Here is a 26,620-nt window from a genome sequence, read left to right on the forward strand (position 1 = left end):
TTCCCCGTCAGTAGCTCGGGCCGGCGACCGCGGGCCCGGTGAAGTGGTTCTGGGACTCCTGCTCGGCGCGCTCGTAGGACGCGGCGTTCTCGTCGAGCTTGGCCGCCGAGTTCTCCCCGTCCTCCTTCATCGGGCTCTTGATGGCCTCCATCCAGGTGGCCATCAGCTGGCTGAACTCCTTGGCCGCCTCGCCGTGGCCGAAGTCGCCGCTGGAATCCCCGAGTTCGTCGAGCTTCACCTTGTCGCTCCGGCCCACGGAGTCCTTGATCTTCTTGGAGGCCGACCGCAGCTCGGACGGCTCGACATCGAACTGGCCCATTCGCTCCCCCCTCTACGTCGAAGAGGGCGCGAACGCGCGTCCGCACCCTGATTGTTGAGAACGTAAAGAGGGTCTATCAATGGCAAAGACGCGGCGACACCGGCCCCGGACCTCACATGATTCCTACCGGGAAGCTTCATAGCGCGACCGCATCCGGTGCCCCGGGACGGCCTTGCTACGGCGCCTGCGGAGGCCGCGCGGGTGACAGGGATCCCAAGTGGCCCGCGGCGTCGACGAGATACTCGAGGGGCTCGTCGAACGTCTCACCGCTCAGCTTGGTCCGCGAACGCGAGGTGATCAGCTGACCGTCGTGGAGCCGGAGCGGCATCTCCAGGGCGCGAGGGTCGGAGGTGAGGAACTCCGCCAGGCCGTCGAGCACGACGGGCCGGGCGCGTTCCTCGTCGCGGGAGACGATGTGGAAGTCCTTGTCGAGCTGGGGGATTCCCACCTCCATGGCCCTTCCCCGATAGAAGGTGTCGAACCAGCCGTCGCGGTAGATCCGCAGGTCCGGAACCTCCACGCCCAGGTTCAGGGCCCAGACGGAGTGGACGATGACATGCGTCGTCTCCGAGTCGATGTCCTTGTTGTAATAGCGGTACTCGAAGGCGCGGAAGCCGAATCCGCGGTAAGTGCCGCTGACGACGTTGTCCCCCATGACGTTGCTGGCCTTGTCCGGGAGCGGCTCGGCCCCCTGGTAGGCGTCGACGAGCCTCGGCACGCCCTCCTCGTAGGTCCACCCGCGGCTCTCGGCGAACGACTGCAGCTGCGCGTACGCCTCTTCGGACTCACGCTTCTTGCGGGCCTTGCCCCGGCGGTCCCACACGACGAGAGCCACGACGCCACCACACGCCAGCAGGAACAGGACTGCTTCGATTCCACTCATGGCGCCAGCATCCCCCGAGGCCAGTCTCCGGGCCCACCCCCCTGGTGCTCCATCACAATCCGCACGTCGCGGTCACACATTTCCCCCGCGCCCGCCGGAACGGTCCGGCGAGCGCGGTGCCGGTTCCGGCTCAGGAGGCCGTCTGGTCGACCTGGATGCCGTACTTGATCGTGCCGCCGTCGACCGAGGTGACCTTGACCGTCACACCGAAGCTCGTGCCGTCGGTCGCGGTGAGCCTGCAGCGCAAAGAGGTGCCGACCTTGCCCGCGAGGTCCTCGGGGCAGGTGACGTCCGGCTTCGGCTGCCCCGTCTGCGCGGCGAGCTTCTCGGCCACCGACTTCGCCACCTCGTCCTTGGACAGCTTGGCCTCCGACGAGCAGCCCACCAGCAGCGCAGCGGCGGCTGCGGCGGCGAGGCCCCAAGAGGCCAAGGAAGAGGAGGACTTGGGCATAACGGGCTCCGTTCGGGGCGGGAGGATCATGAGGGTCGGAAGGTGACGCTCGTCAGTGCGACTGTCTATCAGCCCGGGCTGCCCTCCTGAAGGATCTTCACATCCTCCCGCTCCTGCCCGCGAGTGATCTTCACCTGCCGTGAATGGACAGCGCCCGCCGACGGAACGTTCCGTCGGCGGGCGCCTGAGGGTCGCGAACCAGTGGGTCAAGCGAGAGGCCCGGTTCACGACGGACGGGGACGCGGGCGGGGATCGGCGGCCGATCCCCTGCACGTCAGTGAATGATCAAGAGGTCAATGGATGTCAGCCGATCTCAGTGGATGATGCCGGTGCGCAGGGCCACGGCGACCATGCCGGCGCGGTCACCGGTGCCCAGCTTGCGGGCGATGCGGGCGAGGTGGCTCTTGACGGTCAGGGCGGACAGGCCCATCGAGACGCCGATCGCCTTGTTCGACTGGCCCTCCGCCACCAGCCGCAGCACCTCGACCTCGCGACCGGACAGCTCGCGGTAGCCGCCCGGGTGGCTCGGGGCACCCGGGTGGCGACGGTGCATACGGGCGGCGGCGGCGCCGATGGGGGCGGCACCAGGCCGGGTGGGGAGCCCGACGTTGGTGCGGGTGCCGGTGACGACGTAGCCCTTCACACCGCCGGCGAGGGCGTTGCGTACGGCGCCGATGTCGTCGGCGGCGGACAGGGCGAGGCCGTTGGGCCAGCCCGCGGCGCGGGTCTCCGACAGGAGGGTGAGGCCGGAGCCGTCGGGCAGGTGGACGTCGGCGACGCAGATGTCGCGGGGGTTGCCGATGCGGGGACGAGCCTCCGCGATGGACGAGGCCTCGATGACGTCGCGCACACCGAGCGCCCAGAGATGTCGGGTGACGGTGGAGCGGACGCGGGGATCGGCCACGACCACCATGGCGGTCGGCTTGTTCGGGCGGTAGGCGACCAGGCTTGCGGGCTGCTCGAGGAGAACGGACACCAGGCCTCCTGGGTGCGGGGACGGCTTTCAAGGTCACAGTCGTCTTCGGCACCAAACCCGTGGCCCTTTAGGGAAAGATCACGATTTAGTGAGTAACAATCGGGGCAATTCAGACACGTGGTCGATCGTTCGGTGAGCGAATTGGCTCGATCGAGAGCTGTTCCTGACCGAAAGTGGCCGTATCGACAAAGTGATGGTCAAGTGTGTGGCGGTTCGAGCAGGTGACCGTCAAGTGAGCGGCGAGCGAGCAGGCGGCGGTCAGCGGGACTGCGGATCGCGGCGCTGCGGCAGCGTCACCACCGACGCGTCGCCCGGGCCCGCCGGGGGCAGACCCGCGACCTGGGCCAGCAGATCGCACCAGGACGCCAGATGGGCCGCGGTGTCCGGAACGCCGCCCAGGCCCTCGCGGGGCGTCCAGGAGGCCCGGATCTCGATCTGCGAGGCCGCCGGGCGCTCGGACAGACCGCCGAAGTAGTGCGAGCTCGCGCGCGTGACGGTGCCGCTCGCCTCGCCGTACGACAGCCCGCGCGCCTGGAGCGCGCCGGTCAGCCAGGACCAGCACACGTCGGGCAGCAGCGGGTCGGCGGCCATCTCCGGCTCCAGCTCCGCGCGCACCAGGGTCACCAGCCGGAAGGAACCCCGCCAGGCGTCGTGCCCCGCCGGGTCGTGCAGCAGCACCAGGCGGCCGTCGGCCAGGTCCTGGTCACCGTCGACGACGGCGGCCTCCAGCGCGTGCGCGTACGGAGCCAGGCGCTGGGGCGCCTTCGTCTGCTCGACCTCGATCTGCGGCCGCAGCCGCGCGGCCCTGAGCGCGTCGACGGCGGCCCGGAAGGGCGTCGGAGCCGTACTGCTCCCGTCCAAGTCGCCCTCCTTGGCGTCCTTTGCGTCCATTCCGCCAGCGCCGTCCGACAGTCGTTCCTGAGCCGCAGCCATGCCGGGAAGATTAAGGGGAACGGGGGCTTCGTGCAGGGAGAGACACCCGGACAACACGGCAACCCCAACGCCGGGCCCCGCGCGGCCGTGCGAGACTTGCCCCCGTGAGTGCCAACCAGACGCCGCCGCCAGCCACGCCCGACGCAGTCAAGGATTCAGCCTTCCTCAAGGCGTGCAGGCGCGAACCCGTGCCGCACACGCCCGTGTGGTTCATGCGGCAGGCCGGGCGCTCCCTGCCGGAGTACCGCAAGGTGCGCGAGGGCATCCCGATGCTCGAGTCGTGCATGCGGCCCGAGCTGGTCACCGAGATCACCCTGCAGCCCGTGCGCCGGCACGACGTGGACGCGGCGATCTACTTCAGCGACATCGTCGTCCCGCTCAAGGCCATCGGCATCGACCTCGACATCAAGCCCGGCGTCGGCCCGGTCGTCGAGAACCCGATCCGCACCCGCGCCGACCTCGCCCAGCTGCGCGACCTCACCCCCGAGGACGTCTCGTACGTCACCGAGGCCATCGGCCTGCTCACCCGCGAGCTCGGCGCCACCCCGCTCATCGGTTTCGCCGGCGCGCCTTTCACCCTTGCGAGCTACCTCGTCGAGGGCGGCCCGTCCCGCACGTACGAGAACGCCAAGGCGATGATGTACGGCGACCCCGAGCTCTGGGCCGACCTGCTCGACCGCCTCGCCGACATCACGGCCGCCTTCCTCAAGGTCCAGATCGAGGCCGGCGCCTCCGCGGTCCAGCTCTTCGACTCCTGGGTCGGCTCCCTTGCCCCCGCCGACTACCGGCGCTCGGTGATGCCCCACTCGGCCAAGGTCTTCCAGGCGGTCGCCGAGTACGGCGTCCCGCGCATCCACTTCGGCGTCGGCACCGGTGAGTTGCTGAAGCTCATGGGCGAGGCCGGTGCGGACGTCGTCGGCGTCGACTGGCGTGTCCCGCTGGACGAGGCCGCGCGTCGCGTCGGCCCCGGCAAGGCGCTCCAGGGCAATCTCGACCCGACGATCCTCTTCACCACCCCCGAGGCCGTCGAGGCCAAGGCCCGCGAGGTGCTCGACGCCGCCGCCGGGCTCGAAGGCCACGTCTTCAACCTCGGCCACGGCGTCATGCCGTCCACCGACCCGGACGCGCTGACCCGGCTCGTCGAGTACGTCCACACGCAGACGGCCCGGTAAAAAGCCGACGGCCCGGTAAGAAGCGCTCACCACGTCTGCCGGGGCCGCGCCCGCCTGCCGAACAGCAGGCCGCGCGGTTCCGGTGGCGGCGGTGTTCCCGGTTTGAGCGGCCAGGCGAGCGCCATGCCCGCGAGGAAGCCCACGATGTGCGCCGCGTACGCCACGGTGCCCGCGTCGGAGACGCCCTCGCCGGACGAGTACAGCGCCTGCAGCACGAACCAGAAGCCGAGCACCAGCCAGGCCGGCAGCCGCAGCGGCAGGAAGATCAGGAACGGGACGAGGACCCACACCCTGGCCTTCGGATACAGCACGAGATAGGCGCCCAGTACGCCCGCGATGGCCCCGGACGCGCCGATCAGAGGCTCGGCGGAGTCGTCGTTGAGGATCGCGAAGCCGTACGACGCCGCGTAGCCGCACACGACGTAGAAGAGCAAGTACCGCACATGGCCCATGCGGTCCTCGATGTTGTTGCCGAAGATCAGCAGGAAGAGCAGGTTGCCCAGCAGGTGCAGCCAGCTGCCGTGCAGGAACATCGCGGTGAAGACGGACAGCACCGGGGACTTGTCGTACTCCGGCGCGCCGATCACACAGCCGGGGCCCTGGGCGCCCACGGCGACCTCGCCCGTGGGGACCACTCTCGGCAGCTGGTCGTGGATCAACTCCCTTGGCACCGCCGCGTAGTGGTCCAGGAACGCGTGCAGATGGCACAGCTGGGCCAGGCTGCTCTCACCGGCCACGGAGCCGGCTATGCCGGGCGTGGACAGGAACACGAGGACGTTCGCGGCGATCAGCGCGTATGTCACCCAGGGGGTGCGGCGTACCGGGTTCACGTCATGGACGGGGATGACCACGAGGGATTTCTGCCCGGGATACGTCCGGCGAACCGGTGAACGCCGTCGCCCGCGCGCGCGTATGTGTTCTCAACCGCCCGCGGCACGGGGAAGGCGGGTCGCGGGGACTACGTGAGGAACAGGCGATGAACGACCGAGTTACTCCTGCGATGCACGCGTTGCCGGATGGGGAGGCCGAGCTCTCCGTGGTGGTGCGGCTGCCGTGGGAAGACGTGGCCCGGCTGGGTCAGGAGGCGGGGCGGCTTGCTGCGCAGATGCAGCGGCCGGTGACGCTGGACGAGGCCGTGAGTCATCGGTTGCGGTCGGTTCGGCCGGGGGCCGCGCATGCGAAGCCGGCGGGGGAGCAGCCGGCTGCTGCCGCCGCCATGCCGCCGAGTGTGAGCGCGTCTGTGTCGTCGTTGCCCTCGCGGCCGCCGGCTGAGCAGGCTCGGCAGGCCATTGAGAGGATCAACGGGTCCGCGTAGCGCCGTCGGGGTGCGGGTGAGTTGCGGGCTGCGGGTCCGTTGTGGCTGGTCGCGCAGTTCCCCGCGCCCCTTGAGGGCGTTGCCGCGCCGCCTCCTTATGAGGTGCCGGCGTTCAGCGTCTTTGCTGCCTTCCTGGCTGCCACCAGAACCGGGTCCCAGACTGGCGAGAACGGGGGCGCGTAACCCAGGTCCAGGGACACCATCTGTTCCACCGTCATCCCCGCAGTCAGCGCCACCGCCGCGGTGTCCACCCTCTTGCCCGCGCCCTCCCTCCCCACGATCTGCACGCCCAGCAGCCGGCCCGTGCGGCGTTCGGCGAGCATCTTGACCGTCATGGTCGAGGCGCTCGGGTAGTAGCCCGCCCGGTTCGTGGACTCGATCGTCGCCGTGACGTACTTCAGGCCCGCCCTGCGCGCGTCCTTCTCGCGCAGGCCCGTGCGGGCGATCTCCAGGTCGCAGACCTTGCTGACGGCCGTGCCGACGACGCCGGGGAAGGTGGCGTAGTCGCCGGCGGCGTTCGTGCCGATGACCTGGCCGTGTTTGTTGGCGTGGGTGCCGAGGGCGATGTGGCGTTCCCGGCCGGAGACCAGGTCGAGGACCTCCACGCAGTCGCCGCCCGCCCAGATGTTCTCGTGGCCGCGCACCCGCATGGCCAGGTCGGTCAGGAGGCCGTCGTGGTCGCCGAGGGGGAGGCCGGCGGCTCGCGCGAGCGTGGTCTGCGGGCGTACGCCGATGCCCAGGACCACCACGTCCGCCGGGTATTCGGCGTCCTCCGTGGCCACCGCCCGGACCCACCCGTCCTCGCCCGTGAGGATCTTGGTGACCTCGGCATCGTTGACCATCGTGATGCCCAGGCCCTCCATGGCCTCGTGCACCAGGCGGCCCATGTCCGGGTCGAGCGTGGACATGGGCTCGCTGCCGCGGTTGACGACCGTCACCTCGTAGCCGCGGTTGATGAGCGCCTCGGCCATCTCCACGCCGATGTAGCCGGCGCCCACCACGACCGCTCGGCGCCCACGCGTGCGTGCCAGCGTGTCGATGAGGGCCTGGCCGTCGTCGAGGGTCTGCACGCCGTGGACGCCGAGGGCGTCGGCGCCCGGCATGTCGGGGCGGATCGGGCGGGCGCCGGTCGCGATCACGAGTTTGTCGTACGACGTCCAGGACTCGGCGCCGGAATCGACGTCACGCGCGTGTACCCGGCCGCCGGCCACGTCGATCTCCGTGACCTCCGTCCGCAAGCGCAGGTCGATGTCCCGCGCGCGGTGCTCCTCGGCCGTACGGGCGATCAGCTGGTCCCGGTCGGGGACGTCGCCGCCCACCCAGTACGGGATGCCGCAGGCCGAGTAGGAGGTGAAGTGGCCGCGTTCGAACGCCACGATCTCCAGCTCCTCGGCGCTCTTGAGGCGCCGCGCCTGCGACGCCGCGGACATCCCCGCGGCGTCGCCTCCGATCACGACCAGTCGCTCTCGCGCACCCGACACACCCCTCGCAGCGCTCATGTTCATGCGAACACGCTACGAGTGCCGGGCATTTCAGTCCTGCTCGCCGCCCTGTCCGGCGCCACGCTCGTCCCCCGCGCGCGTGGGCGCCGGTGCCTGGCGGGCCGTCGGCAGCGGGCCCAGGGCGGTCGTCGCGGGCGCGGTGGCCGGCCGGCGGGGCAGCCGGGGGCGCAGGACCTTCAGCCACACCAGCACGATCAGCGCCGCCACCGCGGCGAACGGCAGCACGGCGCCGAACGCCACCGCGAGCCAGCGCAGCATCGTCACGAACGCGTCCCAGCCGCCCGCCAGCGAGTCCAGGAAGCCGGGGTCGTCGTCCTTCGCGGCCTTCTTCACCGGCGTCTCGGACAGGGAGAGGGTGATGGTGGCGAGGCTGGTGCGGTCCTTCAGGGACGCCTGCTGGGCGAGCAGCGACTCCAGGTCGGCCTGGCGGGAGCTCAGTTCGCCCTCCAGCGTGACCACGTCGCTGAGCTTGGTCGCCTGGTCCATCAGCTCGCGGATCCGGGCCACGCTGGCGCGCTGCGACTTGATGCGGCTCTCCACGTCGACGACCTGGTCGGTGACGTCCTGCGCCTTGGCGCTGCGCTCGATCAGCTTGCCCGCGCCTTCCAGTTCGGTGAGGACTTCGGCGTACCTGCCGACGGGCACGCGCAGGACGACGCGGGTGTGCTCGTGGCCCTCCTCGTCCCGTGTGGTGGTCTCGTTGCCGACGTAGCCGCCCGCGTTCTCGGTGGTGGTGCGGGCCTCGTCCAGGGCCTTCGGTACGTCCTTGACCTGCACGGTCAGCGAGGCCGTACGGATGATGTGGCTCGCGGTGACCTTGGGCGGCGCGGTGGCCTTGTCGGCGTCGGAGCCGTAGCCCGGGGCGCCCTCCTTCGCACCCGCCTGTGAGTCCGCCTGCGCGGCCTCTCCTCCGGCGGCCTTGCTGTCGCCCGCCCCCGAATCGCTCGAGGCGCTGCAGCCGGTGAGCGCCAGTGCCGTGGCCAGCAGGAGGCCGGCGAGGGCCTGGACTGGTCGTACGGATCGTGCGGAGCGTCGTGCGCGCATGTGGGCGTCCCCCCGAGGGTCGTCGTGACGTCTGATGCTTCTTCGACGCCCGGGTCCGGCGGAACGTTGGCGGGAAACGGTCCCGATGCGGTCACGGTCGGGACTCGTGAAGGACACCGGGGCGCGGACGGATTGTCAGTGGGGTCTGAGAGGCTGTGGACATGCGCGAAGTGGAGACTCGTACGGGCACGGGCCGGGTCGTCGTCATCGGAGGCGGGATCGCGGGGCTCGCCGCGGCCCACCGGCTGCTGGACGCCGGCCGGCAGGTGACGGTCCTGGAGGCGTCGGACCGGGTGGGCGGCAAGCTGCTGCCCGGCGAGATCGCCGGTGCGCGGGTGGACTTCGGCGCCGAGTCGATGCTGGCCCGCCGTCCCGAGGCCGTCGCCCTCGCCCGCGAGGTGGGCCTCGACGAGCGCCTCCAGCCGCCCGCCACCGCGACCGCCTCGATCTGGACCCGCGGTGCCCTGCGCCCCATGCCCAAGGGACACGTGATGGGAGTCCCCGGCACCGCGTCCGCCCTCTCCGGCGTCCTGTCCGACGAGGGCCTGGCCCGCATCGAGCGCGACGCCGACCTGCCCCGCACCGAGGTCGGGGACGACGTGGCGGTCGGCGAGTACGTGGCGGCCCGCCTCGGCCGCGAGGTCGTCGACCGCCTGGTCGAGCCCCTGCTGGGCGGCGTCTACGCGGGCGACGCGTACCGCATCTCGATGCGCTCGGCGGTCCCGCAGCTCTACCAGGCCGCGCAGACGCACGACTCCCTGACGGAGGCGGTCCGCGAGATCCAGGCCAAGGCCGCCGCCAACCAGCAGACGGGGCCGGTGTTCATGGGCATCGAGGGCGGAGTCGGCCAACTCCCGCTCGCGGTCGCGCAGTCGGTGCGCGCGCGGGGCGGCGAGATCGTGACCGGGGCGCCGGTGACGGAGCTGCGCCGCGAGGCGCCCGCCGGGTGGCGCGTCGTCGCCGGTGACCGTGTGCTGCACGCCGACGCGGTCGTCGTCGCCGTACCCGCCCCGGCCGCCGCGACCCTCCTGCGCGCCGAGGCCCCCGAAGCCGCCACCGAGCTGGCCGGCATCGAGTACGCCTCCATGGCCCTGGTCACCCTCGCCTACCGCCGCGCCGACACCGACCTGCCCGCGGGCAGCGGCTTCCTCGTGCCGCCGGTCGACGGGCGCACCATCAAGGCGTCGACGTTCGCCTCCCAGAAGTGGGGCTGGATCGCCGACGAGAACCCGGACGTGGTCGTCCTGCGCACGTCCGTCGGGCGGTACGGCGAGACGGAGATCCTTGAGCGCGGCGACGACCACCTCGTGGAGGTCTCCCGCCGCGACCTCGGGGAAGCCACCGGCCTCGACGCCGCCCCCCTCGAAACCCGCGTCACCCGCTGGACCGACGGCCTGCCCCAGTACCCCGTCGGCCACCACGCGCGCGTGGCCCGCATCCGCGAGCACGTCGCCAAGGTGCCGGGCCTCGCCGTGTGCGGCGCGCAGTACGACGGCGTGGGCATCCCGGCGTGCATCGCGAGCGCGTATGCCGCGGTGGACCAGATCCACGGCGACCTGAGCGCTGTGCAGGAGCTCACCGCCAACCCGGTGCAGAGTCTGCACGGCGGAGCGGGAGAATAAGGGACATGAGTGACGACGCCCCCACCACCGAGTCCGGCAGGATCCCGAACAAGGGCAAGCTGGCCAAGGACCTCAACGAGGTCATCCGCTACACCCTCTGGTCCGTCTTCAAGCTGAAGGACGTGCTCCCCGAGGACCGCGCGGGCTACGCCGACGAGGTCCAGGAGCTGTTCGACCAGCTCGCCGCCAAGGACGTGACGATCCGCGGCACGTACGACGTGTCCGGCCTGCGCGCCGACGCCGATGTCATGATCTGGTGGCACGCCGAGACCAGCGACCAGCTGCAGGAGGCGTACAACCTCTTTCGCCGCACCAAGCTGGGCCGCGCCCTGGAGCCGGTCTGGTCGAACATGGCGCTGCACCGCCCCGCCGAGTTCAACCGCTCGCACATCCCGGCGTTCCTCGCCGACGAGACGCCGCGCGACTACGTCAGCGTCTACCCCTTCGTGCGCTCCTACGACTGGTACCTGCTGCCCGACGAGGACCGCCGCCGCATGCTCGCCGACCACGGCAAGATGGCCCGCGGCTACCCCGACGTGCGCGCCAACACGGTCGCCTCGTTCTCGCTGGGCGACTACGAGTGGCTCCTGGCCTTCGAGGCCGACGAGCTCTACCGCATCGTCGACCTCATGCGCCACCTGCGGGCTTCCGAGGCCCGGATGCACGTCCGCGAAGAGGTGCCGTTCTACACCGGGCGCCGGAAGTCGGTGGCGGAGCTGGTCGCCGGGCTCGCCTGATCAGTGCGGTAGCCGGGCGGACGCGGTCTCCTGGGGCCGGCCGCCCGGTTTCGTGTCGGTCTGCTTGCTCAGCTTCTTCGCCTCGGGGTCGCCCGGGCGCTCCGGCTTCGGCTCGGGGTGCCCCTCGCACGCCGCGCGTCGCGCCGGGAGGCGGCCCTCCAGCAGATAGGCGTCGACGTGGCCGTTGACGCAGGGGTTCGGGCCGTACGCGATGCCGTGCGTGCCGGCGTCCCGTTCGGTCACCAGGACCGAGCCCGCCAGGCGCCGGTGCATCTCCAGTGCCCCGTCGTACGGCGTGGCCGCGTCCCGCTCGGCGGCCAGGATCAGAATCGGCGGCACCTCGCCCGGCCCCGTCCGCACGTCGATGGGCTCCTGCCGGGGTGCCTGCCAGTAGGCACACGGCAGGTTCATCCACACGTTGTCCCAGGTCTCGAACGGCGCCACGCGCGCGAGCCGCGTGTTGTCCCGGTCCCAGACCGCCCAGTCCGTCGGCCAGGGCGCGTCGTTGCACTCCACGGCCGTGTACACCGCGCTCGAGTTCTCGTCCTCGGCCACCGCCTCCGTCACCGGTGCGGCCAGCTCGACCAGCGGCTTCGGGTCGCCCTTCAGATACGCCGACAGCGCCTGCGCCCGCGCGGGCCAGTAGTCGTCGTAGTACCCGGTCTGCAGGAACGCCTCCTGCAACTCCCCGGTCCCGATCTTCCCGCCCGCCGGCTTCACGGCCAGCCGCGCCCGCGCCTTCTCGTAGTTGCGCTGCACCTCCTCGGAGGTGTCACCGAGCCCGTAGACGTCGTGGTGCTTGGCGACCCACGCCCGGAAGTCCTCCCAGCGCCCTTCGAACGCGGCCGACTGGGCGAGGTTGTTGCGGTACCAGACCTGCGCGGGGTCGGGGTTCACCGCCGAGTCGAACACCATCCGCCGGACATGCGAGGGGAAGAGAGTCGCGTACACCGCGCCGAAGTAGGTGCCGTACGACGCGCCCATGAACGTCAGCTTCTCCTGGCCCAGCGCGGCGCGCAGGACGTCCAGGTCGCGGGCGTTGTTGAGGGTGTTGTAGTGCCGCAGCGCGCTGCCCGTGCGCTGGGCGCAGCCGCGGGCGTAGGCCTTCGCGCGGGCGATGCGCTCCTTCTTGTACGACTCCGAGGGGTGCGTCGGCGCATGCGAGGGCCCCTTGGCGAGCTGCTTGGGGTCCTGGCAGGACAGCGGCGCGGAAGGCCCCACTCCACGCGGGGCGTAGCCGACGAGGTCGTACGCGCCCGCCAGCCGCTTCCACGCGGGCAGGACACCGATCAGCGGGAAGTGCAGGCTGGAGGCGCCCGGTCCGCCCGGGTTGTAGACCAGGGCACCCTGGCTCGGCACCCGGCGCTTGCTGTTGTGCGGGTCCTTGTGGGTGGCCCGCATCCGGCTGACGGTGAGCTTGATCTGCTTGCCGTCGGGATGCGCGTAGTCGAGCGGGACGGACACCGTGCCGCACTTCACGCTGTCCGGCAGTTCGTGCTTCTTCGGGCAGCTGCCGAAGGTGAGGCCGGCCGCCTCGGCGCGCGCCACGGCCACCGTCGTGCCGTGCCGCTCGTCCGCGCCCGGGGCGACGGCCCCGGTGCTGCCGGCCGGGGCGGCGGAGAGGGTCGTCAGGAGCATGGCCCCGGCGGCCGAGTAGAGGGCGGGAGCTCTCATCGCGTATCCCTTCGCAGCACGGCAGCAACAAAAGGGATATTTCGTTTGTCTGTTGGTGAAGGCAAGCACCATCCCGCCGGTGTCGGCGTCAATGCCCCCTATGCGTCACCGAGCCCCGGATGTGTCAGTCGCTCCGGTGCGATGACTCATGGTGCGGCTCGCGGTGCGCGAAGGCCGCGCGCAGGTCCGGCTCGCCGATCGCGCGTACGCCCCGCACGGCGACGGAGGTCAGGAACGTACGGTCGTCCCCGCCCCGGGAACGCCGGACCAGGCCGCTCAGCAACCGCTGCCCCGCCGGGGAGGCCCATTGCGCGTACGGGTGGATCTCGACCCGGGCGATGGCGAGGCAGCTCAGGGTGAGCACGAAGGGGAGCGCGAACCACAGGGCGACCAGGTGCGCCGGCATGTCCGACTGGGTCGGCGCCAGCAGGGCGACCGCCCCCAACGCCAGGACGACCACCGCGGCGAGCTGCACCTGCCGGATCCCGGCCGCGATCCCGCTGCGCGTCCCGTCGGGCACGGCGAGGCCCGCGCTGACCAGCCGGTCGGCGAGGCTGCCGACCGCGTCGGCGGCGGCCGCGGCGTCCCGCACCGGCTCGATCCGGGACTGGCCCTCAGGCCCGATCGCCCCTATCACCGAGCGTTCCATCTCGTCCCGGCCCCGCGGGTCGACGACCGTCGCCCAGCCGGTGCGCGCGAGCAGCAGCCGCCGCTGCCGCGCCATGGAGACGAGGGTCAGATCGGCGACCCGCCGGGGGCCGCCGGACAGGAACGCGGCCTCGTACAGCGTCAGATCATGGCCCTGGCCTGCGGTCGCTTCCTTCGCTTCCACGGCCGCGGCGTGCACGGCGGCCAGGCACAGCCGTGTGCACGCAGTGCCGGCGACGGCCCAGGCCAGCAGCAGGAGAAGGACCCAGAACATGCCGTGTTTCTATGCCAAAGGCTCTGTGAAACGCCATGCCTTGTTCACAATGCGGACGGAGAGTTGTCGGTATGTGACGTTCCGGATCGGCGGAGTCCAGGAAGTCAGGACCCCTCGGTGTCTTCTGTGCGGGGACTTGTGGCGGCCGGTGGGAGGGGGTACGTCGGGGACGAGGGCGGTGTCATCGGCGTGGCCGGCGCGGGGTCGGCGGTCGGGCCGGGCGGGGCGGGGGGCGGGGTGAGCGGAGGGGTGCTGTCGGCGACCATGTCCCGGGCCAGCGCGTCGAAGTCGACGTAACCGGTGGCCTCCAGGACCGTGATGTGGTCCAGCACCGTGGTGTTGGCGTCGTCGGCCAGCTTGCGCACGAGGGAGTTGCGGGTGCCGGCCCGCACCTGGGCGACGACGGAGAACACCTTGCCGTGGGCCAGTCGCAGGATGTTGGCGAACTGCCGGTCGTACTCGACGCCTTGGGCCGAGTTCAGGGTGGCCAGCCACTCCTGCTGCTGCTCGGTGGGCTCGTTGGGCAGCTGCAGGCTGAGCTTGGCGGCGACGTCACGCACCCGCTCGTCCAGGAACGCGTGCCCCTCGATCAGGTGCTGCCCCGCGGTCCGTACGGCCGGCGTCATGCCCTTCTGCTGGGCTTGCCGGCCGGCGGGCAGCTCCCACAGCCCGGCCAGCCGGACCTTCGTGATGAAGTCACGGTCGAGGGCGGACAGCGGTCCGTACCCGGTCGAGACGGTCTCGGCGTTGAGTACGTCCAGACCGGTCCCGGACCGGTCGGCGTACGACCAGATCGGGAAGATCATCGCCAGCAGCGTCGCCGTCAGGCCCGTGATGATGAGCCCGGTGCCGCTGAAGATGCCTCTGCCGTTGATGGGGGGTCGCGGTCGCGGTCGCATGGTGCCTCCTGTTGCGGCACCGCACGTTAGTGCGCTTCGAGGGTTGGGTTGGCATATTACTTCGGGGTACCTCGGGGTCTACGCCAACTGCCGTACCGGAGCGAATGGTTGCAACGGGGGTGGATACGGGCGAATGGGGGAGGAGGGGTGGGTGGCGTACGGCGGCAAAGGTGGATGAAACGGGTGCGCCGGTCACGTCGCGGGCTGGGCTGTTAACCCCGGCACACTCTGAGGGGCGGGGGCGTCCAGTGGGGGAGCGGGAGTTGGCGTAGGCGGGGTCCGCCAGGCTGTGGGCGCAGAGTGGGTGGGGCGGGGGCCCGCCGCCAACGCGATCCGCTGCACCGCGCCACTGACGTGCCTCCCGGCCACCCGGTTCACGTCCATCACGCGCCGGGCCGTAGCCCGCTCACCGACGTAGCAGCACGCGCCGCGTGGCCCGGGCCAGCCGCACCCCGGGCCGCCGTGACCGCGGCCTCGGTCCCGATCGCTCCAGCCACCACTCCCGCAACTCCGCCCGCACCCGCGCGTCCTCGATCCGCCCCTCGGCCAGCAGATACCCGGCGAAGTCCAGCGCGTCGCGTCGATAGCCGTCGGTCATCGGGTGCCCGTGGCTGTACGCCAGGAACGCCCGCCGATACCCGTCCTTGAGAATCACCGGCAACTCGGGCGCGACCTTCGCCACGACGTCCGCCCGCTTCCCGGCGAGCGCCCGCGCCTGCACGCCGAGCCGCACCCGGTCGAACCCCTCCGGCACGGGCGTACCGGCGACGAGCGCGGACAACAGCGCGGCCTGAGCGAGAGCGAGGCGCTGCCGGACGGCATCGGCGGCGAACGCCCCAGCCGACGCCCCCTCCGCCTCGCGCACGGCCTCCGCCTCGCGTGCCGTGTCCTGCTCGCGTGCCGCCTGCTGCGAGGCCCCCTCCACGGGCGCCGGGCCTCCGGAGGCCCCCCTCTCCACGCCCCCCTTCTCCAAAGCCCCCCGAATCGCCCCCAACTCCCGCTCCAGCTCTGCCGGTTCAGGGAAGTTCTCGTCCCGCTCCAGCAGGACCCCGGGCGGGGACACGCGGGACGCGAGGTCGGTCAGGATGTCGAGGACCGGCGGCGGGACCGGGTGGGCGTGGCTGTCGTGCCAGACGCCGTCGCGTTCGAAGCCGCCCGCGACATGGACGTACGCGATGGCCTCCAGCGGAAGTTCGGCGAGCGCCTTGGCCGGGTCCTCGCCCCGGTTGACGTGGTTGGTGTGCAGGTTGGCGACGTCGATGAGGAGGCGTACGCCCGTGCGGTCGGCGAGTTCGTACAGGAACTGTCCCTCGGTCATCTCCTCGCCAGGCCAGGAGATGAGCGCGGCGATGTTCTCCACGGCCAGCGGCACCGGCAGTGCGTCCTGGGCGATACGGACGTTCTCGCACAGCACGTCGAGGGCGTCCCGGGTGCGGGGGACCGGCAGGAGATGCCCCGCCTCCAGGTGCGGGGACGCCGTCAGCGGACCGCCCGCCCGTACGAACGCGATGTGCTCGGTGACCAGCGGCGACCCCAGCGCCGCCACCCGCTCGGCGAGCGCGGCGAGCCGCTCGGCGGAGGGCCGGTCCGCGCCGCCCAGGCCCAGCGAGACGCCGTGCGGGATCACGGTCACCCCGCGCTCCCGCAGCCGTACCAGGGACTCGGGCAGATGCCCGGGGCAGACGTTCTCGGCGACGGCCTCGACCCAGTCGATGCCGGGCATACGCTCCACGGCGTCCGCGATCTCCGGACGCCATCCGATCCCCGTGCCCAGTCGCTTCATCGTCCCCTCCTCGGCCTCTTGCGTACCCGCTGCCCCGTCTCCTCGGACGTGCCGGATGTGACGGGGGTATGGCCCCGCGGGTCCCGCCCGAACCCCGCGGGCGGCACCTTCAGAGCAACATTTGAGGTTGGGACCCACACCCTGCGCCCCGCATCTCGCGAACGGCCGCCACGAAGTCGCTACCGCGAACGGCCACCGCAAGGTCGTACGCGCGAGGCGCCGGGGATGTTCAAACGCCCGGCGTCCGCCGCAGCGCCGGATGATCGGCGACGACCGTGCACGACCCGGGCGCGATCTCCGTGAACCCCGCGTCACGGACCAACGGCAGCCCACTGGTCGTCAGCTCGGCCCAGCGCCCCGGCTGTGCGGTCCGTACGGCGAGCGGAAACCCCGCGTCGCGCCAGGCGTCCCGCTCCTCGTCCGACAGCTCCCACCAGGCGAGCTGCGCCGCGTGCCCCGCCTGCGCCATCGTCTTGCCGGCCGACATGTCGAGTTCGGGGTTCAGCCAGAGCACGGGCGCCGACGGATCGGCGTCCACGGGCCGCTCCGGATCGTCGAGGTCGGTCCCGGAGACCTGGAGCTTCGCCAGCTCCTTGGGCCACCCGTCCAGGGGCACGGGCGGGAACACCCGCACCTCGGCCGACTTGCCGGTGACAGTGATACCCGGCAGCCCTTCGGCCCGCCGCCACTCCGCTCCACGGGCCCGCCGCACCACCTTGCGGATACGGGCGTCCTGCCAGTCCCGCACGGCCTCGGCCCACTCGCCTTCGCCGAGGGACCGCTCGTCGCTCAGCATGACCAGCACGGCGCGGGCAGCGGTTTCCAGGGCGTCCGTACGGGGCGGGGGAGCGGCCCGCTCGATGCGGACGACGAGGGGCAGCACGAACTGAGGTGCCTGGTCGCGCGTCGAAGGCTCGGTGCGAAAGGGGCTGGCGTCGGGAACGGAGGGATCACTGGTCACGTCCTCCAGTCTGCCAGGCGGAAGATCCGTTCTTCGGCGCGAGAGGATGAGCCCCATGCAACGCGATCTTCGTCTGGACAACGTAGGCCGCCGCTACGGCATACGCGGCCCATGGGTCTTACGCGGCGTCCACCTCACCGTGCCCCCCGGCACGCTCATCCGCATCGACGGACCCAACGGCACCGGCAAGTCCACCCTCCTGCGCCTGCTGGCCCGCATAGACGCCCCCTCCGAAGGCCGCGTCACCGGCCGCCCCCGCACCGCCTACGTCCCCGAGCGCTTCCCCACGGCCCTCCCCTTCACCGCCCTCGGCTACCTGACCCACCTCGGCACGGTCCACGGCCTCTCCCGGCCGGCGGCCACCCGTGCCGCCCTGGAGTGGCTCGACCGCTTCGGCGCCGCCCCTTACGCCCGTACGCCGATGGCCCAGTTGTCGAAGGGCAGCAGCCAGAAGGTCGCCGTCGTACAGGCCCTCCTCGCCGAACCGGAGCTGCTCGTCCTGGACGAGGCGTGGACCGGCCTCGACGCCGACGCCCGCGCGGAGCTGGAGCGTGCCGTCGCCGAACGCACGGCGGGCGGCACCGCCGTGGTGTTCGTGGATCACGACCCGAGCCGCCTGGCGGGGGCGCCCGACGCGACGTACACCGTGCGCGACGCGGGCCTGGACCGCCGTACGGAACAGGTGCCTTCGGATCCCACCGGCCCGCACGTGATCGTCGTCGTCCAGGGCCCGCGGGGCGGACAGCTCCCCACCGATGTGCCCCGCACCGTCACCTCGGCCGAGGAACCCACGCCCGGCACCCACCGCCTCACCGTCCCCGCGTCCCACTCGGACGTCCTCCTGCGCATCCTGCTGACCGCCCGTCCGTCATGGCACGTGGTGAGCGTGAGCCAGGAGAGACCTGCCCAACCCGAAACCGAGAGCCGCCGATGACGCCGATGAACGCCCTCCTCCGCTACCAGGCCGCCCTGCTGGCCCGCTCGCAGCGCTGGCTGCCGCCGTTCATCCTGTACGCCGTCTTCCTCGGCGTCGGTGTGCAGAGCGGGCAGCCCGTGCTCGACTCGCTCGGCTACGCGGCCGCGGCCCTGCTGCCCGTCGCCGCCTGGCTGGTGCGGATCTGCGTCACCAACGAGCCGCCCGCCGCCCGCAGTTGTGTCTCCGCGGCCGTCGGCCCGGGGCGCGCGCACCTCGCCGCGCTGTTGGTGGCGCTGGCCGCGTCGGCGGCGCTCGGCACGGTGGCGACCGTCTTCGTGACCCTGATCAGCAACCCGGTCAGCGCCGACCTCCAGACCCGAGTGCCACGGTGGCCCGCGGGCGCCGCCGGGCTGCTCGCCGCGCTGGCCTGCGCCCTGCTCGGCACCGCCGTCGGTGCCCTCACCACCTGGCCGCTGCTGCGCTCGACCGGCCGCGCGGTCCCCACGATGCTGCTCGCGGCCCTGATGTCGGTGGTGGTGACCGGCTCCCCGGCCCAGGCGGCGGTCAGCGGCCTGGTCACCGGCTCCCGCTCGGGCACGGTTCCCGTGCCCCTGCTGCCCCTGGCCGCGGCGGCCCTGCTCACGGCGGCGGCGATCGCCGCCGCCTGCGCGCTCACGTCCCGCAGGTCACCCTGAACGGCAGGTCATCCTGAACGGCAGGTCACCCCGAACAGGCCGTGCGCTGCGCCTCCTGCCACTCGCACACCGGGCAGAGCGTGATCCCCTTGTACGACTCCGGGTATTCCGTCGGCTCCCGGCACAGCACGCACTCCGCGTAGGGCGGCCCGTCAGCCTTGGGCGGCCTGGTCGCGTCGATCAGGCAGTAGTCGGTCGTGGGCTGTTCCTCGCTCATGCATCCAGCGTACGAGGCTCATGCCGCCGGCGAACGAGCGTCACCGCCGCCCGCGGGCGGCCCCGATCAGCTCGGAGACCTTGACGAACCGGAAGCCCTTCCCGCGCAGCTCGGGCACGACGCGCCGCACCACCCGCTCGGTCGTCGGAGCGGCACTGAGCGTGCAGTGCAGGACGACCACGGACCCGGGCCGCACCCCGTCCAGCACCTCCTGGGCGACCGCGCGGGCGTCCGTCGCGAACGCGTCCCCGCTCACCACGTCCCACTGCACGGCGGTGACACCCGCCGGGGTCAGCGCCTTCAGAGCACGCCGGTCGTAACAGCCGCCGGGAAACCGGAAGTACGGCATCGCGTCCCGCACCCCCACCTTCCGGAATGCGGCGTACGCCCGCTCCACATCCGCCCGCATCCGCTCCTCGGTGACGGTCGGCAGCCCGTAGCAGTCGTCGGTGAAGGCGTGGTGGCTGTACGAGTGGTTGGCGACCTCGAAGAGCGGGTCCCGCCCGATGGCCCGGGCCTGCCCCGGATACTGCTCGGCCCACCGGCCCGTCATGAACACGGTCGCCGGCACCTTCAGCTCGCGCAGGGCCGCGACGAGCCCCGGATTGTCGAACCGCTCGCCGCTCGCCGCCCGGGGCCCCTGATCGGAGGTCATGTCCGCGTCGAAGGTGAGCGCGACGGTCTTGTCCCGAGCGCGGGGGCCGTGCTCGAAGACGGGGGTCAGGCCGGCGGGGCCGGGCGCGAGGGTCGGAGGCCTGGCCGTGGGGGAGGAGGCGGCGGTGGCGCTGGGGGCCGGCAGGGGAGCGCGCGTCGCCTCGGGCGCACACGCGGCGAGTGCGCTCAGCGCCGCGCCCAGGGCGCAGACGGCCGTGACGCATCGTACAAGAGTGATCACCGCATGAAGATATGAGGATCAACTGGTCATATCGGCGCATCGGCAGGTGTGCCGGGTCCGTGTCACTCGCCCGGCGGGGCCGGGCTTCTCAGTCGGTGCGGGTGCAGGAGCCCGTCGGTGCGGTGGCCGGGGGGCGGCATTGGAGGGTGGAGTCGGTCGCGTCTGTGCTCAGGTAGCGGCCGAGGCAGGTGTTCGCCGTGGTGCGGCCGCGCTCGGCGCAGAAGGTCAGGGCGGCGCGGCCGTCGGTGAAGGGGCCGGGGGCGTAGATGACCCAGTAGCCGCCGCGCAGGGAGGCGTAGTCGTCGCTGCGCAGGACGGTCGCCTCCGGCACGGATCGGCGGATGGCGGCGAGTTGCCGGTCGCGGGCGGCGGTGCCCGAGGCGATGGGTTCGGAGTGGAGCTGGGCGATCCAGCGGCCTTCCGGCGTGCCGATGGGTGTGCGAGCGGGGGGCGTCGAGCCGGGAGTCGGTGAGGGGGACGGCTGCTGTGGTGTCGGGTTGGGGGCGGATCTCGTGACCGTCGGGGCCGTGGTGCCACCGGCCTTGTCGTCGCCGTCGCCGTCGGTGTCGCCGGGGCGCAGCGCGAAGACCAGGGCCGTCGCCGTGGCGATCACCAGCGCCGCGCTCGCGGCCACCACGAGTGGTGTACGGCGTCGAGGACCCCGCGACTGCTGCGGAACCGTCGGGAGTGGGGTGTCCGGCCGGGTGGGGACGGGCGGCGGGGTCGGCATCCGGTGGTGCGGGGCGCCGGCGGTCAGTGTCGGCCGAGCCGGGTGCGGTGTCGCCCCCGCCGCCACCTCCGCCAGCATCGCGTCCAGCCGGGCGGCGTCCGGGCGGGCCGCCGGGTCGCGTACCAGCAGGGCGTCGAGCACCGGCGTCAGCGGGCCCGAGCGGGTCGGTGCCGGGAGCGGGGCGTCGAGTACGGCGGCCAGGGTGGCGAGGGTGGTGGGGCGGCGCAGGGGGCTGACGCCCTCCACGCACACGTACAGGACCACGCCCAGCGACCACAGGTCGGCGGCCGGGTCGTCGTCGTGCCCCCTGATCCGCTCGGGGGCCATGTACTCGGGTGAACCGACCAGCTCGCCGGTGGCCGTGAGGGCCGTCGTGCCCTGCAGGGCGGCGATGCCGAAGTCGGTGAGGACGGCGTCGCCGTCGGGCCGCAGGAGGATGTTGGCGGGTTTGACGTCCCGGTGCTGGATGCCCGCCGCGTGCGCGGCCCGCAGCGCGGCGAGCACCTGGCGGCCGAGGCGGGCCGCCTCCACCGGGGTCAACGGGCCGTCGTCCAGCCGACGTTGGAGCGAGATGCCCGGGACCAGCTCCATCACGATCCACGGATGCGGATCGGCGGCCACGATCTGATGAACCGTCACCACATGCGGATGGTTGAGCCGGGCCAGCGCCCGCGCCTCCCGCATCACCCGCTCGCGCACCAGGGCGACCGTGTCCGCGTCGGACCGGACCGCCTTGAGTGCGACCTCGCGGTGCAGCACCGTGTCGCGAGCCCGCCACACGGTGCCCATTCCGCCGCTGCCGAGCCGCTCCACCAGCTCGAACCGGCCGTCGACGACATCCCCCGGTGCGTTCATGCGGCACAGGTTAGAGGACGCCGGAGAGGCGACCTCCGCTTGGGGAGGCGTGACGGGGGGAGGCTACTTGCGCCAGGGCCCCGTCACCGCGAACGTCGTACCCGGCGCGTAGCAGTTGACGTACATCGTCTCGCCGTCCGGCGAGAAGGTGACGCCGGCGAACTCGCCCCACTCCGGCTCTTCGGCCGTTCCCATGTTCTGGGCGTTGCGCGCCATCGCGTACACCTCGCCCTGCCGCGTCACCCCGAAGACGTGCTGGGCGCCGTTGCCGTCCTCGCACACCATCAGGCCGCCGCTGGGGGAGAGGCAGATGTTGTCCGGGGACTCGCCGGGGAGCTGCAGGTTCGTGTCGGGACCGAAGACGATCACCAGGGTGAGGCGGCGCGCGGTGGGGTCGTAGCGCCAGATCTGGCCGTAGTGGTCCGCCGCCGAGCCCTCCGCTCTGCGGGCGAAGGAGGAGACGAAGTAGACGTTGCGGCCGCCCCAGTAGCAGCCCTCCAGCTTCTGCGCGTGGGTGATGCCCTTCGGGCCGAAGTCCTGGTGGCGGATGGGGGTTTGGGCGGCGAGCGGGTCCGGTACGTCGACCCACTCGATGTTCTCGAAGCTCGCGCCCGTCTCCTGGATCGAGGAGAGGTCGGGGACCCCCGGCACGCGCATCGCCTGGAGGCGGCCGCCCGCGCGCAGGGTACCCAGGCTGCCGTGCGGCTGGTGGGGCAGGAAGCGGTAGAAGAGGCCGAAGGGCTTCTCGAAGGCGTCCTCGGTCTCGTAGACGATGCCGCGCCGTGGATCCACCGCGATCGCCTCGTGCTGGAAGCGGCCCATCGCGGCCAGCGGGACCGCGCCGGAGCGGTGCGGGTTCGCCGGGTCGACCTCGAAGATGAAGCCGTGGTCCTTGGTGTAGCCGTTGGTGCCCGCCCTGTCCTCGGTCTCCTCGCAGGTCAGCCAGGTACCCCAAGGCGTGGGCCCGCCCGCGCAGTTGACGGCCGTACCGGCGATGGCGACGCGCTCGGACAGGACCCGGTCACGCGAGTCCAGCGTCAGCGCCGTACAGCCGCCCTTGCCCGCCGGGTCGTAGGTGAGGCCCTCGACGGTCGGGACGGGGATTTTCGCGGTGACGCGGTTCTCGTGGTTGCGCACCAGGTGGACGCGGCCTGGCCGGCCGGCGGAACGCGCGGCGAAGGCGGACATGCCGTCGTGGTTGGAGGGGACCAGGCCCTCGCCGGAGCGGAGCCGGTCGCCCTCGCGGGAGAGGACCTGGTAGGAGAAACCTTTCGGCAGGTCGAGCAGGCCCTTTGGGTCGGGGACCAGCGGGCCGTATCCGGTGTGGCCCAGGTTCTGCGCGGCGGCGGTGCCCGCGAAGAGTTCGGTGAGTTCTCCGGCGAAGGCGATCGAGACGCCCAACGCGCCGGTGCGGGCGAGGAGCTGACGACGTGTCGTACGACCGACGGTCGTGTTCTCGGACATGGGGCAACCTTCCTGCTGGCGGACAGGAACTGTGACCCCGCCGTGTCTATCACCTGGTTCGAGTCGCGGGAACCACGCGCGTAGCGTGTGTCACTTCTGAAGGGGCTGTCCGGGCGTGGTGTCCGGCTCGGATTCCTTGATGGCCTCGTGGTCCGGCGGCGGCTGCGCACCCCTCTCCAGGAACCGCAGCAACTCCACCGGGATCGGCAGCACCAGCGTGGAGTTCTTCTCCGCCGCCACCGCCATCACCGTCTGCAGCAGCCGCAGCTGGAGGGCGGAGGGCGCGTCGGCCATCTGGTGCGCGGCTTCGGCCAGCTTCTTGGAGGCCTGGAGTTCGGCGTCGGCGTTGATGACCCGGGCCCGCCGCTCACGGTCGGCCTCGGCCTGCCGGGCCATGGAGCGCTTCATCGTGTCCGGGAGGGACACGTCCTTGATCTCGACACGGTCGATCTGCACGCCCCAGCCGATCGCCGGGCTGTCGATCATCAGCTCCAGGCCCTGGTTGAGCTTCTCGCGGTTGGACAGCAGATCGTCCAGATCGCTCTTGCCGATGATCGAGCGCAGCGACGTCTGCGCCATCTGGGAGACCGCGAAGCGATAGTCCTCGACGTTGATGATCGCGGAGGCCGCGTCCACGACCTTGAAGTACACGACCGCGTCGACCCGCACGGTGACGTTGTCGCGGGTGATGCCCTCCTGTGCGGGCACGGGCATCGTCACGATCTGCATGTTGACCTTGTGGAGCCGGTCCACGGCGGGGACGATCAGCGTGAATCCCGGCTCGCGTACGGTGCCCCGCAGACGTCCGAGTCGCAGGATCACCCCGCGTTCATACTGCTTGACGACCCGCGCGGCAGCCGCGAGGTACACCAGTCCCGCCACGCCGACACCTACGGCCGCGCCCAGCAGCTCCTCGACCATGGCGACCTCCTCACCAAGAGGCCCGTTCCCTATGCTCCTGTAACGATATGCCCGGTGTCTGGTCCGGGGCCATGGACGGCCCCGGACCAGACACCGGGCAAGGGGTCATACGCCGGTCAGGGCGCCGTCACCCGCACCGGTTCCGTCCCTGCCGCGCTGTGGCGCTCGGCCCAGGTCTCCAGGGCCGTACGGCAGGCGTGGTCGAGGTGGTGCAGGCCGGACAGGTCCAGCTCCACCGGGCGGTCCTGGGGCAGGGCCTCCAGGCTGTCGAGGATCTTCGGCAGCCTGAGGAAGGTCGCGTTGCCCGACAGGTACGCCTGGATCGGTCCGGCGCCCTTGTCGATGACCTCCAGCTTCACGTGCGAGGCCTCCCAGGCGGTCTTGGCGACCGACAGGGCCAGACCGATGAGCACGCCCTCGAACATGTTCACCGCGACGATGGAGACGGCGGTGACGACGAGGATCAGCGCCTCGCCCCGGTGGCCCCGCCACAGGGAGACGATCCCGCGGAAGGGGATCAGCTTCCAGCCCGCGTGGACCAGGATGCCGGCCAGTGCCGGGATCGGGATCAGCGCCAGGGCGGCGGGCAGCAGCGCCGCGAACAGCAGCAGCCACACGCCGTGCATGACACGGGACGCCTTGGTCTTCGCGCCCGCCTGGACGTTGGCGGAGCTGCGCACGATGACCGCGGTCATCGGCAGCGCGCCGAGCGCACCGCAGACCGCGTTGCCCGCGCCCTGCGCCATCAGCTCCTTGTCGTACTCGGTGCGCGGCCCGTCGTGCAGCCGGTCCACGGCCGCGGCGCTGAACAGCGACTCGGCCGACGCGATGAGCGTGAAGGCGACCATCGTGGCGAGCACGCCGACGTGTCCGAGCTCGCCGAAGGCGCTCAGGGACGGCGGCTGGATGGAGCCCAGCAGCCCCTTGACCTCGACGGTGGCGACGGGCAGGGAGAACACCACGGTCGCCAGGGTCGCCAGACCGACCGCGGCGAGCGGACCGGGAATCGTGCGCACCTTGCTCGGCATCCGCTTCCACAGCACCAGGACGGCGATGGTGCCGGCGCCCAGTCCGAGCGAGGCCAGCGCCCCGGTGTTCCCTACGGCCTCGGCGAGCGCGCCGGGAAGCCCGGCTATTTTCTCCAGGCCGGAGGCGGGCGCCTTGGCGTCCGCGACCGCGTAGAGCTGTCCGGCGATGAGCACAAGGCCGATGCCGGCCAGCATGCCCTCGACGACGGAGACCGAGATGGCCCGGAACCAGCGCCCCAGCTTCAGGGCGCCCATGAGGAGCTGGAGCAGGCCGGTGGCGAGCACGAGCACACCGAGGACCGGCAGCCCGAACTCCTGGACGGCCTCGAAGACCAGCACGGTCAGACCGGCGGCGGGCCCGGAGACCTGAAGGCTGCTGCCGCGCATCAGCCCGGTGACGATGCCGCCCACGATGCCGGTGACGAGCCCGAGCTCGGCCGGGACGCCGGAGGCGACGGCGACGCCGACGCACAGCGGCAGCGCGACCAGGAAGACGACCAACGAGGCGGCGAAGTCCTGCCGCAGGTGGGGGAACTTGGTCATCATGGCGATCACAGCGCCTCGAACGCGTCGGTCTCGGCGCTGTGGGCGCGCACGGCGCCCTTGTGCACCTCGTAGTACCAGCCGTGCAGGCTCAGTTGACGCTCCTTCAGCTTCTTCTCGATGAACGGGTACGAGCGCAGCCGCAGCAGCTGCGTCAGCACATGGGCCTGGACGCCTTCGGCGACCTCCGGGTCCTCTGCGGCGCCCGCAGGGCGCGGGGTGGCGTGCGAGAGCCAGTCGCGCACGGCCGGTACGGCGTCCAGGTCGTCGCCGCGCACGAGCGCGCCGACGGCACCGCAGTGCGAGTGGCCGCAGACCACGATGTCGCTGACGCCGAGGACCTCCACGGCGTACTCGATGGTGGCCGCCTCGCTGGTGGGGTGCTCGGAGACGTACGGCGGGACGATGTTGCCCGCGGTGCGCAGCTCGAAGAGCTCGCCGGGGCGGGCGCCCGTGATGAGGGCGGGTACGACGCGGGAGTCGGAGCAGGTGATGAACAGGACCTGCGGGGACTGCCCTTCGGCCAGCTTGGCGAACTCCTCAGGGCGCTGTCCGAACGTACGGGCGTTGTCGATGAGGGGCTGCATATGTGGTGACTCCTCCTGGCGCGCCGCAGCGGCGCGTCGGGGTTTACATGACAGAGGTGGGGGGACTGCTCTGCCGCTCAGCAGCGGAAGACCTGAAGTCCCGCCGGAGTGTGGGACGTCGAGGATCTCGACGTGCGCTGGTGCGCGGCGCCGGCTCTGGCCGGCTGGTGCGCGGACGCGGGGTCCCGGGCGAGCAACGGTCGGTCGGGCGCCTGGGGCCCGGTGTCGGCGTAGCGCAGATGGTCCCGGGTGCGCAGCGGACCGGTCGGGTCCCCATGGCCCGACGGCACGCAGTGGCGGGACGTGAGGGTTTCGTCGCGCAGCGCCTTCCCGGAGAGCTTGATTCCGGGCTGGGCTTTGGCCTTTGCCTGACTGACTGTGTGCGCGTCTGCGAAGGATGCGGTGGGTGTGAAGAACTGGAGGGCGAGCAGGACGGCGGCGAGGATCGAAACCGCGGTCCGAACCGTCGTACCTCGAAACATGCGCCCCCTCCCGTCAGTCCACACCTCTTGAACGCGCCAACACTTGGTCAACCGTTGGTCAAGAAACACATTAGCCCGGCAAAGTTGTTTGCAG

The 26,620-nt window shown here is 71.7% G+C and carries 27 protein-coding genes; 6 read left to right on the top strand and 21 right to left on the bottom strand.

Features of this window, described 5'->3' with window-relative positions:
- Nucleotides 1-7 precede the first annotated feature (7 nt).
- The 5 genes from PBV52_RS37270 to PBV52_RS37290 all read right to left on the bottom strand — a co-directional run bounded on the left by PBV52_RS37270 (nucleotide 8) and on the right by PBV52_RS37290 (nucleotide 3,562).
- Nucleotides 8-319, bottom strand: a complete 312-nt coding sequence (locus PBV52_RS37270; RefSeq protein WP_274244687.1) for a WXG100 family type VII secretion target — start codon at nucleotides 317-319, stop codon at nucleotides 8-10.
- Nucleotides 320-494: 175 nt separating this feature from the next.
- The gene (locus PBV52_RS37275; protein WP_274244689.1) at nucleotides 495-1,202 is read right to left on the bottom strand and encodes a hypothetical protein; all 708 of its coding nucleotides are present in this window, start codon (nucleotides 1,200-1,202) and stop codon (nucleotides 495-497) included.
- Between the two features lie 130 nt (nucleotides 1,203-1,332).
- Nucleotides 1,333-1,653 carry a DUF4333 domain-containing protein gene (locus PBV52_RS37280; protein ID WP_274244691.1) on the bottom strand — a complete coding sequence of 107 codons (321 nt, stop codon included), beginning with the start codon at nucleotides 1,651-1,653 and terminating at the stop codon, nucleotides 1,333-1,335.
- 313 nt (nucleotides 1,654-1,966) lie between these two features.
- Nucleotides 1,967-2,629, bottom strand: coding sequence for a response regulator transcription factor (locus PBV52_RS37285; protein ID WP_003997051.1), 663 nt, complete (start codon nucleotides 2,627-2,629; stop codon nucleotides 1,967-1,969).
- 258 nt (nucleotides 2,630-2,887) lie between these two features.
- Nucleotides 2,888-3,562: a DUF3000 domain-containing protein gene (locus tag PBV52_RS37290; protein WP_274244697.1), complete on the bottom strand. Its 675-nt coding sequence runs from the start codon at nucleotides 3,560-3,562 to the stop codon at nucleotides 2,888-2,890.
- Between the two features lie 104 nt (nucleotides 3,563-3,666).
- Between PBV52_RS37290 and hemE the strand changes: the two genes are divergently transcribed.
- Complete coding sequence (gene hemE, locus PBV52_RS37295; RefSeq protein ID WP_274244699.1) at nucleotides 3,667-4,734, top strand: uroporphyrinogen decarboxylase; 1,068 nt, start codon at nucleotides 3,667-3,669, stop codon at nucleotides 4,732-4,734.
- Nucleotides 4,735-4,760: 26 nt separating this feature from the next.
- On the opposite strand, the gene PBV52_RS37300 is transcribed toward hemE, so the two are convergent.
- Nucleotides 4,761-5,585, bottom strand: a complete 825-nt coding sequence (locus tag PBV52_RS37300; RefSeq protein ID WP_274244701.1) for a rhomboid family intramembrane serine protease — start codon at nucleotides 5,583-5,585, stop codon at nucleotides 4,761-4,763.
- A gap of 125 nt (nucleotides 5,586-5,710) precedes the next feature.
- Between PBV52_RS37300 and PBV52_RS37305 the strand changes: the two genes are divergently transcribed.
- Entirely contained in the window at nucleotides 5,711-6,049 is a 339-nt protein-coding gene (locus tag PBV52_RS37305; RefSeq protein WP_274244703.1) for a hypothetical protein, read from the top strand.
- A gap of 95 nt (nucleotides 6,050-6,144) precedes the next feature.
- Here PBV52_RS37305 and PBV52_RS37310 read toward each other — a convergent pair whose 3' ends face one another.
- Nucleotides 6,145-7,554, bottom strand: coding sequence for an FAD-dependent oxidoreductase (locus PBV52_RS37310; RefSeq protein ID WP_274244705.1), 1,410 nt, complete (start codon nucleotides 7,552-7,554; stop codon nucleotides 6,145-6,147).
- A gap of 27 nt (nucleotides 7,555-7,581) precedes the next feature.
- The gene (locus PBV52_RS37315) at nucleotides 7,582-8,595 is read right to left on the bottom strand and encodes a DUF4349 domain-containing protein (protein ID WP_274244707.1); all 1,014 of its coding nucleotides are present in this window, start codon (nucleotides 8,593-8,595) and stop codon (nucleotides 7,582-7,584) included.
- A 161-nt stretch (nucleotides 8,596-8,756) separates the two neighbouring features.
- On the opposite strand from PBV52_RS37315, the gene hemG reads away from it, so the two are divergent.
- Nucleotides 8,757-10,217: a protoporphyrinogen oxidase gene (gene hemG, locus PBV52_RS37320; RefSeq protein WP_274244709.1), complete on the top strand. Its 1,461-nt coding sequence runs from the start codon at nucleotides 8,757-8,759 to the stop codon at nucleotides 10,215-10,217.
- 5 nt (nucleotides 10,218-10,222) lie between these two features.
- Entirely contained in the window at nucleotides 10,223-10,954 is a 732-nt protein-coding gene (hemQ, locus tag PBV52_RS37325; protein ID WP_274244711.1) for a hydrogen peroxide-dependent heme synthase, read from the top strand.
- Here the strand turns inward: hemQ and PBV52_RS37330 are convergent, their stop codons facing one another.
- The 5 genes from PBV52_RS37330 to PBV52_RS37350 all read right to left on the bottom strand — a co-directional run bounded on the left by PBV52_RS37330 (nucleotide 10,955) and on the right by PBV52_RS37350 (nucleotide 17,193).
- Nucleotides 10,955-12,628: an alpha/beta hydrolase gene (locus PBV52_RS37330; protein WP_274244712.1), complete on the bottom strand. Its 1,674-nt coding sequence runs from the start codon at nucleotides 12,626-12,628 to the stop codon at nucleotides 10,955-10,957. It abuts the gene before it with no gap.
- Between the two features lie 124 nt (nucleotides 12,629-12,752).
- On the bottom strand, nucleotides 12,753-13,550 hold the full coding sequence (locus tag PBV52_RS37335) for a TIGR04222 domain-containing membrane protein (RefSeq protein WP_274244713.1): 798 nt from the start codon (nucleotides 13,548-13,550) through the stop codon (nucleotides 12,753-12,755).
- Nucleotides 13,551-13,654: 104 nt separating this feature from the next.
- The gene (locus tag PBV52_RS37340) at nucleotides 13,655-14,449 is read right to left on the bottom strand and encodes a DUF4142 domain-containing protein (RefSeq protein WP_274244714.1); all 795 of its coding nucleotides are present in this window, start codon (nucleotides 14,447-14,449) and stop codon (nucleotides 13,655-13,657) included.
- A 406-nt stretch (nucleotides 14,450-14,855) separates the two neighbouring features.
- A complete protein-coding gene (locus PBV52_RS37345; protein WP_274244716.1) occupies nucleotides 14,856-16,232 on the bottom strand; it encodes a DUF692 domain-containing protein in 1,377 nt (458 codons plus the stop codon).
- 229 nt (nucleotides 16,233-16,461) lie between these two features.
- Complete coding sequence (locus PBV52_RS37350; protein ID WP_274244718.1) at nucleotides 16,462-17,193, bottom strand: aminoacyl-tRNA hydrolase; 732 nt, start codon at nucleotides 17,191-17,193, stop codon at nucleotides 16,462-16,464.
- A 55-nt stretch (nucleotides 17,194-17,248) separates the two neighbouring features.
- Between PBV52_RS37350 and PBV52_RS37355 the strand changes: the two genes are divergently transcribed.
- Both PBV52_RS37355 and PBV52_RS37360 read left to right on the top strand, forming a co-directional pair.
- Nucleotides 17,249-18,127 carry an ATP-binding cassette domain-containing protein gene (locus PBV52_RS37355; RefSeq protein WP_274244720.1) on the top strand — a complete coding sequence of 293 codons (879 nt, stop codon included), beginning with the start codon at nucleotides 17,249-17,251 and terminating at the stop codon, nucleotides 18,125-18,127.
- Nucleotides 18,128-18,132: 5 nt separating this feature from the next.
- Complete coding sequence (locus tag PBV52_RS37360; RefSeq protein WP_274244722.1) at nucleotides 18,133-18,804, top strand: ABC transporter; 672 nt, start codon at nucleotides 18,133-18,135, stop codon at nucleotides 18,802-18,804.
- A gap of 25 nt (nucleotides 18,805-18,829) precedes the next feature.
- Here the strand turns inward: PBV52_RS37360 and PBV52_RS37365 are convergent, their stop codons facing one another.
- From PBV52_RS37365 to PBV52_RS37400, 8 genes are all read right to left on the bottom strand, one after another.
- Nucleotides 18,830-19,021 carry a hypothetical protein gene (locus PBV52_RS37365; RefSeq protein ID WP_062705602.1) on the bottom strand — a complete coding sequence of 64 codons (192 nt, stop codon included), beginning with the start codon at nucleotides 19,019-19,021 and terminating at the stop codon, nucleotides 18,830-18,832.
- A 40-nt stretch (nucleotides 19,022-19,061) separates the two neighbouring features.
- Nucleotides 19,062-19,916: a polysaccharide deacetylase family protein gene (locus tag PBV52_RS37370; protein WP_274244726.1), complete on the bottom strand. Its 855-nt coding sequence runs from the start codon at nucleotides 19,914-19,916 to the stop codon at nucleotides 19,062-19,064.
- Nucleotides 19,917-20,004: 88 nt separating this feature from the next.
- The gene (locus PBV52_RS37375; protein ID WP_274244728.1) at nucleotides 20,005-21,501 is read right to left on the bottom strand and encodes a serine/threonine-protein kinase; all 1,497 of its coding nucleotides are present in this window, start codon (nucleotides 21,499-21,501) and stop codon (nucleotides 20,005-20,007) included.
- Nucleotides 21,502-21,564: 63 nt separating this feature from the next.
- A complete protein-coding gene (locus tag PBV52_RS37380; RefSeq protein WP_274244729.1) occupies nucleotides 21,565-22,965 on the bottom strand; it encodes a PhoX family protein in 1,401 nt (466 codons plus the stop codon).
- 90 nt (nucleotides 22,966-23,055) lie between these two features.
- Nucleotides 23,056-23,886, bottom strand: a complete 831-nt coding sequence (locus PBV52_RS37385; RefSeq protein WP_274244731.1) for a slipin family protein — start codon at nucleotides 23,884-23,886, stop codon at nucleotides 23,056-23,058.
- A 116-nt stretch (nucleotides 23,887-24,002) separates the two neighbouring features.
- Nucleotides 24,003-25,460: a SulP family inorganic anion transporter gene (locus PBV52_RS37390; RefSeq protein ID WP_274244733.1), complete on the bottom strand. Its 1,458-nt coding sequence runs from the start codon at nucleotides 25,458-25,460 to the stop codon at nucleotides 24,003-24,005.
- A gap of 5 nt (nucleotides 25,461-25,465) precedes the next feature.
- The gene (locus PBV52_RS37395; RefSeq protein WP_274244735.1) at nucleotides 25,466-26,044 is read right to left on the bottom strand and encodes a carbonic anhydrase; all 579 of its coding nucleotides are present in this window, start codon (nucleotides 26,042-26,044) and stop codon (nucleotides 25,466-25,468) included.
- Between the two features lie 77 nt (nucleotides 26,045-26,121).
- Nucleotides 26,122-26,526 (bottom strand): hypothetical protein, encoded by a 405-nt coding sequence (locus PBV52_RS37400; RefSeq protein WP_274244736.1) that lies wholly within the window; start codon nucleotides 26,524-26,526, stop codon nucleotides 26,122-26,124.
- Between the last annotated feature and the right edge of the window lie 94 nt (nucleotides 26,527-26,620).

Source organism: Streptomyces sp. T12 (assembly GCF_028736035.1).
In the GTDB taxonomy this organism is placed as follows: domain Bacteria; phylum Actinomycetota; class Actinomycetes; order Streptomycetales; family Streptomycetaceae; genus Streptomyces.

Bases quoted from the DNA above. Each gene is read 5' to 3' on its own strand.
- PBV52_RS37280 (WP_274244691.1), bottom strand. From the start codon at position 1,653: ATGCCCAAGTCCTCCTCTTCCTTGGCCTCTTGGGGCCTCGCCGCCGCA.
- PBV52_RS37390 (WP_274244733.1), bottom strand. From the start codon at position 25,460: ATGATGACCAAGTTCCCCCACCTGCGGCAGGACTTCGCCGCCTCGTTG.
- PBV52_RS37310 (WP_274244705.1), bottom strand. From the start codon at position 7,554: ATGAACATGAGCGCTGCGAGGGGTGTGTCGGGTGCGCGAGAGCGACTG.
- hemQ (WP_274244711.1), top strand. From the start codon at position 10,223: ATGAGTGACGACGCCCCCACCACCGAGTCCGGCAGGATCCCGAACAAG.
- PBV52_RS37395 (WP_274244735.1), bottom strand. From the start codon at position 26,044: ATGCAGCCCCTCATCGACAACGCCCGTACGTTCGGACAGCGCCCTGAG.
- PBV52_RS37355 (WP_274244720.1), top strand. From the start codon at position 17,249: ATGCAACGCGATCTTCGTCTGGACAACGTAGGCCGCCGCTACGGCATA.
- PBV52_RS37375 (WP_274244728.1), bottom strand. From the start codon at position 21,501: ATGAACGCACCGGGGGATGTCGTCGACGGCCGGTTCGAGCTGGTGGAG.
- PBV52_RS37315 (WP_274244707.1), bottom strand. From the start codon at position 8,595: ATGCGCGCACGACGCTCCGCACGATCCGTACGACCAGTCCAGGCCCTC.
- PBV52_RS37365 (WP_062705602.1), bottom strand. From the start codon at position 19,021: ATGAGCGAGGAACAGCCCACGACCGACTACTGCCTGATCGACGCGACC.
- PBV52_RS37270 (WP_274244687.1), bottom strand. From the start codon at position 319: ATGGGCCAGTTCGATGTCGAGCCGTCCGAGCTGCGGTCGGCCTCCAAG.
- PBV52_RS37360 (WP_274244722.1), top strand. From the start codon at position 18,133: ATGAACGCCCTCCTCCGCTACCAGGCCGCCCTGCTGGCCCGCTCGCAG.
- PBV52_RS37340 (WP_274244714.1), bottom strand. From the start codon at position 14,449: ATGCGACCGCGACCGCGACCCCCCATCAACGGCAGAGGCATCTTCAGC.
- hemG (WP_274244709.1), top strand. From the start codon at position 8,757: ATGCGCGAAGTGGAGACTCGTACGGGCACGGGCCGGGTCGTCGTCATC.
- PBV52_RS37275 (WP_274244689.1), bottom strand. From the start codon at position 1,202: ATGAGTGGAATCGAAGCAGTCCTGTTCCTGCTGGCGTGTGGTGGCGTC.
- PBV52_RS37290 (WP_274244697.1), bottom strand. From the start codon at position 3,562: ATGGCTGCGGCTCAGGAACGACTGTCGGACGGCGCTGGCGGAATGGAC.
- PBV52_RS37345 (WP_274244716.1), bottom strand. From the start codon at position 16,232: ATGAAGCGACTGGGCACGGGGATCGGATGGCGTCCGGAGATCGCGGAC.
- PBV52_RS37330 (WP_274244712.1), bottom strand. From the start codon at position 12,628: ATGAGAGCTCCCGCCCTCTACTCGGCCGCCGGGGCCATGCTCCTGACG.
- PBV52_RS37400 (WP_274244736.1), bottom strand. From the start codon at position 26,526: ATGTTTCGAGGTACGACGGTTCGGACCGCGGTTTCGATCCTCGCCGCC.
- PBV52_RS37385 (WP_274244731.1), bottom strand. From the start codon at position 23,886: ATGGTCGAGGAGCTGCTGGGCGCGGCCGTAGGTGTCGGCGTGGCGGGA.
- PBV52_RS37380 (WP_274244729.1), bottom strand. From the start codon at position 22,965: ATGTCCGAGAACACGACCGTCGGTCGTACGACACGTCGTCAGCTCCTC.
- PBV52_RS37335 (WP_274244713.1), bottom strand. From the start codon at position 13,550: ATGTTCTGGGTCCTTCTCCTGCTGCTGGCCTGGGCCGTCGCCGGCACT.
- PBV52_RS37305 (WP_274244703.1), top strand. From the start codon at position 5,711: ATGAACGACCGAGTTACTCCTGCGATGCACGCGTTGCCGGATGGGGAG.